Consider the following 11,350-nt stretch of genomic DNA (forward strand, 5'->3'; position numbering starts at 1 on the left):
CGCCTGAGCCGTGCGCGATATCCTGGAGACGTGATGATGTCGATGATCCCGCGCGGGACCCAAGTCCCGGCACGATGGCAGCTGCTTGCCTGCGGCRTTGCCCTGATGGCGAGCTGCTCGATCGCGGCCGCTGCCGACGGAGGCATTGTCGACGTCCATGCGCTGCCGCAGCTCGAGGGCGCGGTGGAAGACACCTCGCGCCCCGATCCCTACCGCGTCGAATACCGCATGCCGACGCCGGAAGCCGTGACATCGCCGGCGGTGAAGAAACTCCTGAGCGCCGACGGCTGGGTGCCCTATGTGAGGCCGCTGGAGGAGAAGAGCACCACGCTGAACTTCAAGAAGGGACGGCAGGGCCTTTCGGTTCACTTCACGCAGGCCCTCGGCCGGCCCGATCAATCCGTTGTCTACTACACGACCGACCGGRTCTACGGGAACGTGCCGTTTCCGGACGGCGCGAGCGACATCATGTTCGATGGGACCCGGCCCTATCTCGGCTGCATCGCGCCCAGCGCGCTCGATGCGACGTCGGATTTCTACACCAGCCAGATGGCTGCGATCGGCTGGCAGAAGCTGACGCCGGAAATCGCCGCACGCTGGACGACCAGCCTGGATGAGACCGTTCCCAACGGACTGCGCGCCTTCTACGCGCACCCCGACGGCAAGGACACCGGCTTCTACCAGCAGAAGCCGGTCATGCTGACGCTGACGCGCCGCGACGACGGCCGCACCAATGTCGATATCCGCGTCGCGCCCTTCGCCCTGCCCAGCGAGCTCAAAGCCGATAGCGATCTGGCCGGGCTGCCGCGGCCGAACCCGACCAAGACGGCCAGGGGCCTCGGCAGCGCAAGCTCCAACAAGCGCGAGATGTCGGCCGCCGCGATGGCCGAGCTGCCCGCCGTGCTGGCCTTCTATCACCGCGAGCTCGCCGCGCGCGGCTGGCAGGAGGATGGCAGCGCGCCGCTCGCGCCCGGCGACGAGGTCGCGATCAAGATCTCCAACGCCGAGGAAACCGGCGTGCTGCGGCTCGGCCGCAAATACGATTTCACCATGGTCAGCCTGACCGCGCAGGTGAAGGACTCCGCGCTTGCCGCCCGCGCCAAGGCGAAGAAAGAAGCCGATGAGAAATTTCTTGGTGACGCGCTCGGTGCGGCCAAGCAACTCATCGCCGCCGACGAAGCGCGGCGCAAAGTGCAGGCCGGCGCGCTGTCCGACGCGCCGCTCAATGCGCTCGCCGACAGCAAGACGCCGGTGCCGCTGCCCGAGACCGCCGAAGGCGTGACGTTCGAAGGCGGCGACGGCCGGCTCGAATTCTCTTCCACGTCGAGCGTGAAGGCTCTCGGCAGCTTCTACCGCGCATCGTTGAAGAACGCGGGCTGGAAAGAGCAGCCCTCCGTCATCAACCAGCCCAACATGGCGGTGATGGAATTCTCCAAGGCCGGCAAGTCGATCTCGATGACCGTGATGCAGATGGGCCCGAAGGTGAATGTCAGCGCCAACGGCACCGGCCTCATGGTGGCTGCGGCGAAGCCGGTTGAGGCCAAATCGGCAGAAGCAAAGCCGATCCAAGCCAAATCGACCGAGCCGCTGAAGCCCGATCCCGATTCCGCCCTGCCGGTGCCGACGCAGCGCAGCTCGAGCGGGATCAGCTCGACGAAATTCCCCGGCAGCGACCAGTCGTTCCGCAAGGAGCTTGAAGCCAGCATTCCGGCTGAGCTCTCAGATGTCCTCGCCTTCTATCGCGCAGAGCTCACCAAGCGCGGCTGGCAGGAAAAGACTGACGGCGCGACGGTCACCGCCGATCGAGCGGAGCTGGCGTTCACCTCGCCGGAAGGTCCGGCCATGCTGAAGCTCGGCCGCGCCAGGGAGGAGACAACGGTCAGCCTGGTGCAGCGGAATCCGCAGGCCGCGGCCAAGGCCGACATCATGCCCAAGGCGGGCCAGGCCAGGCTGATGCTCGGCAATATCGGGCCGAAGGAGGCGTCGCTGACGATCAACAAGCAGACCATCAAGATCGCGGCCGGCGCCGGCGGCCCGCAATCGCCGAAAGGCCCGATGCTCGACCTGCCGCCCGGCAAGTACCAGTACGCGCTGCGTATGCCCGGTCAGCCCGCCCGCACCGACACCCTCACCGTTGCCGCCGGCGATGCCTGGGGCCTCCTGGTGGGGCCAAGCGGCGACGTGCTTCCGCTGCAAATGTATTGAGGTGCGACGAAGCAGGTGCGCCCACGCGCAGCCGGCGTTTCGGACCCGTGGGCGGAAAGTTGATCTAGATCAACAGAGCGTTGCGGCATTGCCTCCCGAATAGGCGTCAACAGGGTTCTGACGTCTCCAAGAGGGAGCTTGCAATGACGCGTACCCGTCACGTTGACGATAGCTCAAAGCCAGAAAGCCGCTTACTAAACCACCGCAACTTGCTGCTTTGTGGCACCGCACTGACCGTCGCTTTTTGGCTGTGTGCTCTGGAGACGACCTGCCTCGCGCAGCAAACCACCGGCACGCCGGGTTCGCCGAGCGCCACGACAACCATCGATGGCAAGCAGCTTCCGCCTGAACCTCCGAAGTTCGAAGGCGTGATCAAGGAAGATGCCGCGGACTCCAAGCCATACTGGCCACCGTCCGTTGTGCCGCCCAAAGGCGCGCCGAACGTGCTGCTGATCATGACCGACGACCAGGGTTATGGCGTGACCGGCACCTTCGGTGGGGTGGTCCCGACCCCGAACATGGATCGCATCGCCAAGGCGGGCCTGCGTTACACGCAGTTTCACTCGACAGCGCTCTGCTCGCCGACGCGGGCAGCGCTGATCACCGGCCGCAACCACCACTCGGTCGGGTTTGGCGTGATCGGTGAAATGTCCACCGGCTATCCGGGCTACGATTCCGTCATTGGCCAGGAAAGTGCGACGATCGGGACCATTCTGCGGGATAACGGATTTGCCACCTCGTGGTTCGGCAAAAACCATAACACCCCAACCTATCTGTACAGCTCGGCCGGGCCGTTCGACCAATGGCCGGTCGGAATGGGATTCGAATATTTCTACGGCTTCATGGGCGGCGAGACCGACCAGTGGACGCCTTACCTTTTCCGCAACACGAGCCAGGTTTTTCCATGGGTCAGCAAGACCGGCTACAACCTCATCACCGACATGGCGGATGACGCCATCAACTACATGAACGGACTGAACGCGGCGGCGCCCGAGAAGCCGTTCTTCGTCTACTACGTGCCTGGCGGCACCCATTCCCCGCATCAGCCGAAGAAGGAATGGAGCGAGAAGTTCAAGGGCAAGTTCGACATGGGTTGGGAGAAGCTGCGCGAGCAGATCTTCGCCAACCAGAAGAAACTCGGGGTGATCCCGGCGAACACCCAGCTCACCGCCTGGCCGGATACGCTGCCGAAATGGGACTCGCTCTCGTTCATCCAGAAGAAATTGTACGCGCGCGAAGCCGAGGTGTTTGCCGGCTATGCGGCCTATACCGACTACGAAATCGGCCGCGTCATCCAGGCGGTCGAGGACATGGGCAAACTCGACAACACCCTGATCATCTACATCAGCGGCGACAATGGCACCAGCGCCGAAGGCACGCTCGAGGGCACGCCGAACCAGATGACCGCCTACAACGGCATTCTGAAACTGCCCGAAACCGAGCTGATGCTGCATTACGAGGATTGGGGCTCCGACAAGACCTACCCGCATATGTCGGTGGCGTGGTCGTGGGCCTTCGATACCCCGTTCAAATGGACCAAGCAGGTGGCATCGCACTTCGGCGGCACCCGGCAAGGCATGGCCATCTCATGGCCCGGTCATATCAAGGACGTTGGCGGCATCCGCAGCCAATTCCATCACATGATCGACATCGTGCCGACGATTCTTGAAGCCACCGGCATTCAAGCTCCCGACACCGTCAATGGCATCAAGCAAAGGCCCATCGAGGGCGTCAGCATGGCCTATACGTTCGACCAAGCTAACGCCAACGCGCCGTCAAAGCGCAACACGCAGTATTTCGAGATGTTCGCGAACCGCGGCATCTATCACGATGGTTGGTATGCATGTACGACGCCGCCTGCGCCTCCCTGGCTTCTGGGCACCGCCAAGCTGCCGGGGATCAATGAATACAAGTGGGAGCTTTACAACATCGCCGAGGATTACTCGCAGGCCGATGATCTCGCAGCCAAGAATCCCGACAAGCTCAAGGAGTTGCAAGCGTTGTTCCTGTCGGAGGCGGCGAAATACCAGGTCTTTCCGCTGGACAACTCGGTCCTGCCCCGCATTGTGACACCGCGCCCAAGCGCGACCGCCGGACGAACCGTTTTCACATATTCTGGTGAGAACGCTGGCATCCCTGACGCTAACGCTCCGAGCCTTCTCAATAAGGATTACACGATCACGGCCGAGGTTACCGTTCCTAAGGGCGGCGCGGAAGGAATGATCGCAACTCTAGGCGGTCGCTTTGGCGGATACGCCCTCTACCTGCTCAAAGGCAAGCCGGTCTTCGTATACAACTTGCTCGATCTAGAACGGTACCGCTGGGAAGGCGGCATTGGCGGTCGCGACTTGTTTACCGATGCGCTCAAGCCGGGCAAGCACACCATTGTATTCGACTTCAAGTACAACGGACCCGGCCCGGGCAAGGGTGGCACCGGTGTACTGACGGCCGATGGCAAGCTGGTGGCCGCAAAGACGATCCCGCACACGATTCCGTTTCTTATGGCCATTGACGAAACGTTTGACATCGGCAGCGACACCCGCACGACGGTGGACGACAGCTATAAGCTGCCCTTCCGCTTCACCGGCAAGATCGACAAGCTGACCTTCAAGCTTGGCGCGACGCAAATGACGGAGGATGAGCAAAAGGTCATTCGACACGCGCTCGAAAGGGCGAGGGACTAAGCGCGACAAGTCGTGGCGATTCATGTCGGCCCCAACGCCACGACTCATCCTTCTTCGCTAGGAAATCGTTCGGCGGGATCCGCTTCGAAAGCCTGCGCGAAATATCATCGCGTATAGAAGGGAGCGCCGGCAGTGGATTCTTCATTTGGCGCGCTGGATGCGTTGCCGGCGCCGGCGGCCCGCAATCGCCGCAAGGCCCGATGCTCGACCTGCCGCCCGGCACCTACCAGTACGCGCTGCGCCTGCCCGGGCAGCCCGCTCGCAACTGGACCCTGACCGTAGCCGTCGGCGACGCCTGGGGCCTCCTCGTGGGGGCCAAGCGGCGAGGTGCTGCCGCTCCAGACGTATTGATCCCGCCGCCTGTGGCTTTAGCGGCCAGGTTGAACCTGTCCGGTTCGCGAGGCGACTAGTCGTCCGGAGGCCGCGGCGACCAGGTCGCAGCCGCTGCATCGCGCGAAGATCACGACGTGCGACATCCCCGGAGAGTAGGCATGACGACGGTGAGGCGTGTGATGAGAGGTCCGGCACGGTGGTTGCCACCGCTGTGCGGCCTCGCTCTTCTCGCGGGCGGCCTGGTCGCCGCAGGCGCCGGCGGATGGCTGCCGCACCCGTCACCGCAAACTTCGGCCGCACTCACACCGGCGGATCCAGACGCCGAGATGCCGGTGCCGAAGCAACACAACTTCTCCAGCTCCAACACCACCCATATGACCGGCATCGAAATCCCGCTGCGGGTCGGGCTCGAAGCCCATGTGCCGGCCCAGCTCAGCGATGTGCTCGCCTTCTACCGCACGGAGCTCGCAAAGCGCGGCTGGGAGGAAAGGCCTGAAAGCAGTGTGGTTGCCGCCGATCATGTGCAGCTCGCCTTCGCCTCCCCCAAGGGGCCGGCCACCCTGAAGCTCGGCCGCGCGCAGGACGAGACCATTGTCAGCCTGGTGCAGCGGAATACGGAGGCCGCAGCCAAGGCCAATTTCCTGCCGATAGCAGGACAAGCGCGGCTGATATTCGGCTATCTCGCGCCGGACACGGCTTCGCTCACGATCAACGATCAGACCATCAAGATCGCGGGCGGCGTCGATCACCCACAAACGCTGGATCTGCCGCCCGGCAAATATTCCTACAAGCTGGTCGTGTCGGGCTATCCGGTGCGCACCGATACCATCACCGTGGCCTCAGGCGAGGCCTGGTCCCTCAGCTTGGGCGACGACGACAAGAAGCCGGATCAGATCTACTGAACCCAGTGACCTGTTCAGAGGCGCCACGGCGCCTGGGAACGCGCTTCTCCGCCCCGCAAAATCCACGCCTTCAAGAGCTAAAAACAGGACCTCGAATCGCCCTTTTCGCAAGCCCCAGAATCGGCCTTCGAGAGCCTTGAAAACCGGCAAAAAATCCCTATTTCGTCAAAGGGTTGCCGGAAGATACTTTGCGCTAGGCGCAAGCGGTCTTTCATGGCACAAATAGCCTGCAAATCAGCGCCTTTTGCGCGGCTGATTCGGGCGACATCTCGAAGGCCTCTCATGACAGAACCTGCTCGGCAGACGCCTGCCGAAAACGAGCCCTCAAATCCGAGCGATTACGGGGCGGAATCGATCCGCGTGCTCAAGGGTCTCGACGCCGTCCGCAAGCGCCCGGGCATGTATATCGGCGACACCGACGACGGCTCCGGCCTGCATCACATGGTCTACGAGGTCGTCGACAACGCGATCGACGAGGCGCTCGCGGGCCACGCTACGCGCGTCGACGTCGTGCTCAATGCCGACAATTCCGTCACGGTGCGCGACGACGGCCGCGGCATTCCCGTCGACATCCACAAGGGCGAAGGCATCTCCGCGGCCGAGGTCATCATGACCCAGCTCCATGCCGGCGGAAAGTTCGACCAGAATTCCTACAAGGTCTCCGGCGGCCTGCACGGCGTCGGCGTCTCTGTCGTCAACGCGCTGTCCAGCAAGCTCGGCTTGCGCATCTGGCGCGACAACAAGGAGCACTACATCGAGTTCGCCCATGGCGATGCGGTCGCACCGCTGGTGGTGGTCGGCGACGCGCCGGGCAAGCGCGGCACCGAGGTGACGTTCCAGGCCTCGACGGAAACCTTCAAGAACATCGAATATGATTTTGCGACGCTGGAGCACCGGCTGCGCGAGCTCGCCTTCCTCAATTCCGGCGTCAACATCGCCCTCTCCGACATGCGCCATGCGGTCGAGAAGCGCGAGGAGATGCACTATTCCGGCGGCGTCGAGGAGTTCGTCAAATATCTCGACCGCAACAAGAAGGCGATCGTACCGGCGCCGATCATGGTGCGCGCGGAGGCCAACGGCATCGGCGTCGAGGCCGCACTGTGGTGGAACGACAGCTACCACGAGAACGTGCTGTGCTTCACCAACAACATCCCGCAGCGTGACGGCGGCACCCATCTGGCCGGTTTCCGCGGCGCGCTGACGCGCCAGGTCAACGGCTATGCCGAGGCCAACGCCAAGAAGGAAAAGATCGCGCTGACCGGCGACGACTGCCGTGAAGGCCTCACCGCCGTTCTCTCGGTGAAGGTGCCCGATCCGAAATTCTCGTCGCAGACCAAGGACAAGCTGGTGTCCTCGGAAGTGCGTCCCGTGGTCGAGAACGTCCTCAACGAGGCGCTCCAGGCCTGGTTCGAGGAGCACCCGTCCGAGGCCAAGATGATCGTCGGCAAGGTGATCCAGGCCGCCGCGGCGCGTGAAGCCGCACGAAAGGCGCGCGAACTGACGCGCAAGAGCCCGCTGTCGGTCTCCTCGCTGCCCGGCAAGCTCGCCGATTGCCAGGAAAAGGATCCGGCCAAGTCCGAACTCTTCATCGTCGAGGGCGACTCGGCAGGCGGCAGCGCCAAGCAGGGCCGCAACCGCGAATTCCAGGCGGTACTGCCGCTGCGCGGCAAGATCCTCAACGTCGAGCGCGTCCGCCCCGACAAGATGCTGGGCAGCGAGCAGATCGGTACGTTGATCACCGCGCTCGGCACCGGCATCAGCGACGAATTCTCGATCGAGAAGCTGCGCTATCACAAGATCATCGTGATGACGGACGCCGACGTCGACGGCGCCCACATCCGCACGCTGCTGCTGACCTTCTTCTACCGGCAGATGCGCGACATCATCGACGGCGGCTACCTCTATATCGCACAGCCGCCGCTCTATAAGGTCAGCCGCGGCAAGTCCGAGCAGTATCTGAAGGACGAGCGGGCGCTCGAGGATTATCTGATCGACACAGGCCTCGACGACTGCGTCTTCATTCCCGGCGTCGGCGGTGATCGCACCGGCCGCGATTTGCGCTCGCTGGTCGACGACGCCCGCACCGTCCGCAGCGTCCTGCGCAATCTGCACAGCCGCTACAATCGCAAGGTGATCGAGCAGGCCGCCATCACCGGCGTGCTCAACAAGGCGATCTACGGCGATCCCGAGAAAGCCGCCGCAGCGGCACAATACATCGCGGGACGGCTGGACAACCAGGCCGAGGAGGTCGAGCGCGGCTGGGTCGGCCAGTACGTGGAAGGCCAGGGTTTCCAGTTCGAGCGCACCGTGCGCGGCGTCAAGGAAGCCGCCGTCATCGACGCCGCCTTCCTGGGCTCGGTCGAAGCCCGCAAGCTCGACGAATACACCGTGAAGCTCCAGGACGTTTATGCCCGCCCCGGCAAGCTGCGGCGCAAGGACGTCGAGCACATGGTCTACGGCCCGGTCGACCTGTTCGAAGCGGTCACCGACGCCGGCCGCAAGGGCATCACGCTGCAGCGCTACAAAGGTCTGGGCGAGATGAACCCGGAGCAGCTCTGGGAAACGACGCTGGACATCGATGCGCGCTCGCTGCTGCAGGTGAAGGTCAAGGAGGTCGACGAGGCCGACGACATCTTCACCAAGCTGATGGGCGACGTGGTCGAGCCGCGCCGCGACTTCATCCAGGAACACTCGCTGAGCGCGACGATCGATATCTGAGGCGCGCTGCTTCCGCAGCGTCATGGCCGGGCTTGTCCCGGCCATCCACGCCTTGCTCCGCGGAACAAAGAACGTGGATGCCCGGGCCTTCGCCTCGCCGAAGCGGCTTCGGCCGCGCAGGCGGGACAAGCCTGGGCATGACGGTTAGGCCGATCCCAGCATCGCTGAACCTCACCCCCACCATCGCGACGAAACGGCATGAACCCGTAAGGCCAATTCCGGCCGGGAAAACGCCATGCCATGATCGCCTCCGCGTCGACCAGTTCCGCCCTCCCCTCCCGCCGTCTCGGCATCATCGGCAGCATTGTCGGTGTGCTGGCGCTGATGGCGGCGGTGCTGCCGCACTGGGTGGTGCCGATGATCTTCCCGCCGCCCCCGGCGGACCAGGTCATCGTCGACAGCGGCCATCGCATCAAGGACCGCGTGATCGCGCGCGTGAAGGGCGTGGAGTATCAGGCCCCCAAGGTCGAGAAATCGGCTGGACGGAGCTGGAGCGAAACCGCTTCGGCCACCGCGATCTCGCTCGGCCTGCTCGCCATCCTGCTCTCGGTCCTCGCGCTGATCTTTCGGGAGGAGCGGCTCCTTGCCGCCGTGGCCGCCATCCTCGGCACCGGCGCCATCGCGATCGAGATTTCCTTCGTCATGATCGGCGCGCTGATCCTGATCGCGATCCTGTATGTGGTCGCGAATATCATCGGGCTGTTCTGACCACCCGCGCCTACAAGCACCCAGCCTCATCCTGAGGAGCCCGCGAAGCGGGCGTCCCGAAGGATGGCCGCGGGCGAGATATCCGGGCCTTCATGGTTCGAGACGCGCGTTCCGCGCTCCTCACCATGAGGGATTGGCAGCCTCTCCGAGGCTAACGGATCGGCAACGGCCGGTGGCCGCCGCAATTGCTCCCGCGCTCAATTCTCTGTAGTTTCCGCCCGAAACAGCCCCACCCAACAGGACAGCGAGAACCCCGTGGCGCCCATCCAGTACATTGTCGAGGGCGGTCACCGGCTCTCGGGCTCGATCGAGCCGTCCGGCAACAAGAATTCGGCGCTGCCGATCATCGCCGCCGCCCTGCTCACCGAGCATCCGGTGACGCTGGAGAACGTGCCGCGGATCCGCGACACCGAGACGCTGGTCGAGCTGATCCGCTCGGTCGGCGCGGCGGCGGAATGGACCGCCCGCAATACGCTGCACATCCACGCCAAGAGCATCCGCGCCGCCGACCTCGACCCCGAGCTCTGCGTCCGTATCCGCGCCTCGATCCTGCTCGCAGGCCCCCTGCTCGCCCGCTGCGGCGAAGTGATGCTGCCGCCGCCCGGCGGCGACGTCATCGGCCGCCGCCGCCTGGACACCCATGTGCTCGCGCTCGAACAACTGGGCGCCAAGGTCACCGCGACCGACCGGCTCGAATTCCGCGCGGCAAAGCTCGCCGGCGCCGACGTGTTTCTGGACGAGCCGAGCGTCACCGCAACCGAGAACGCGCTGGTCGCGGCGGTCGCCGCCGACGGCGTCACCCATTTGCGCAACGCGGCCTCCGAGCCGCATGTGCAGGACCTCGCCAATTTCCTGGTCGCGCTCGGCGCGCGAATCGAGGGCATCGGCACCAACACCATGATCGTGCATGGACCGGCGACGCTGGGCGCCACGACCTACCGGATCCAGCCCGATCATATCGAGGTCGGCTCGCTGATCGGGCTTGCGGCCGTCACGCGCTCCCCGCTTCGCATCGTGCGCGCCGGCGTCGAGCATCTGCGCTCGATCCGCATGGGGTTCGAGCGGCTCGGCATCGTCTGCCGCATCGAGGGCGACGATCTCATCGTGCCCTCGAACCAGACGCTGAAGATCCAGGACGATTTCGGCGGCCACGTGCCGAAGCTGGAAGACCAGCCCTGGCCGGCCTTCCCGGCCGATCTGATGTCGATCGCGATCGTCACCGCCACGCAATGCGACGGCGTGATCCTGATGTTCGAGAAGATGTTCGAATCGCGGATGTTCTTCGTCGACAAGCTGATCGCCATGGGCGCGCGAATTGTTCTCTGTGATCCTCATCGCGCCATCATCGCCGGCCCCAGCCGCCTGCGCGGGGCATCGATGATCTCGCCCGACATCCGCGCCGGCATGGCGATGCTGCTCGCCGCGGTCTGCGCCGAGGGCACCTCCACGATCAACAACGCCGACCAGATCGAGCGCGGCTACGAGCGCATCGACGAACGCCTGAACGCGCTCGGCGCGAAGATCAGGCGCGTGCCGGAGAGGAAGGGCTGAGGGCTCCTCTTCCCTTCTCCCCTTGTGGGAGAAGGTGGCGCGAAGCGCCGGATGAGGGGTATGTCTCCGCGAATCCACTCTGATTTGAATTCGCGGAGACATACCCCTTGTAAGTCGAAGCGCCGCAGGTCTGCTATTGTAGACGTTGCGGTGACGGACGGGAGCCCGCAAACCCCCAGGTCGTTGCAGGCCGTGGGTGAGAGAGGTGCCCCGTCCGTTAGTCCATTGAACCCGAACAGTCGCCTGGGC

At 64.3% G+C, this 11,350-nt stretch carries 6 protein-coding genes and 1 pseudogene; all 7 read left to right on the forward strand.

Features of this window, described 5'->3' with window-relative positions; all coding sequences use genetic code 11:
- The first annotated feature begins 36 nt into the window (after nucleotides 1-36).
- The 7 genes and pseudogenes from AB4Z51_RS42115 to murA all read left to right on the forward strand — a co-directional run bounded on the left by AB4Z51_RS42115 (nucleotide 37) and on the right by murA (nucleotide 11,101).
- Nucleotides 37-2,205 carry a hypothetical protein gene (locus AB4Z51_RS42115; RefSeq protein ID WP_441499532.1) on the forward strand — a complete coding sequence of 723 codons (2,169 nt, stop codon included), beginning with the start codon at nucleotides 37-39 and terminating at the stop codon, nucleotides 2,203-2,205.
- A 143-nt stretch (nucleotides 2,206-2,348) separates the two neighbouring features.
- On the forward strand, nucleotides 2,349-4,889 hold the full coding sequence (locus tag AB4Z51_RS42120) for an arylsulfatase (protein ID WP_441499529.1): 2,541 nt from the start codon (nucleotides 2,349-2,351) through the stop codon (nucleotides 4,887-4,889).
- 164 nt (nucleotides 4,890-5,053) lie between these two features.
- A pseudogene (locus AB4Z51_RS42125) lies at nucleotides 5,054-5,240 on the forward strand (hypothetical protein); the annotation flags it as partial.
- A 140-nt stretch (nucleotides 5,241-5,380) separates the two neighbouring features.
- Nucleotides 5,381-6,124, forward strand: a complete 744-nt coding sequence (locus AB4Z51_RS42130; RefSeq protein WP_441499530.1) for a hypothetical protein — start codon at nucleotides 5,381-5,383, stop codon at nucleotides 6,122-6,124.
- A 282-nt stretch (nucleotides 6,125-6,406) separates the two neighbouring features.
- Nucleotides 6,407-8,842: a DNA topoisomerase (ATP-hydrolyzing) subunit B gene (gyrB, locus tag AB4Z51_RS42135; protein WP_166347611.1), complete on the forward strand. Its 2,436-nt coding sequence runs from the start codon at nucleotides 6,407-6,409 to the stop codon at nucleotides 8,840-8,842.
- Between the two features lie 240 nt (nucleotides 8,843-9,082).
- Complete coding sequence (locus tag AB4Z51_RS42140) at nucleotides 9,083-9,550, forward strand: hypothetical protein (protein ID WP_441499531.1); 468 nt, start codon at nucleotides 9,083-9,085, stop codon at nucleotides 9,548-9,550.
- Nucleotides 9,551-9,805: 255 nt separating this feature from the next.
- Complete coding sequence (gene murA / locus AB4Z51_RS42145) at nucleotides 9,806-11,101, forward strand: UDP-N-acetylglucosamine 1-carboxyvinyltransferase (RefSeq protein ID WP_014491005.1); 1,296 nt, start codon at nucleotides 9,806-9,808, stop codon at nucleotides 11,099-11,101.
- Nucleotides 11,102-11,350: the final 249 nt, after the last annotated feature.

The sequence above is a fragment of the Bradyrhizobium sp. 2TAF36 genome, assembly GCF_052114925.1.
In the GTDB taxonomy this organism is placed as follows: domain Bacteria; phylum Pseudomonadota; class Alphaproteobacteria; order Rhizobiales; family Xanthobacteraceae; genus Bradyrhizobium; species Bradyrhizobium barranii.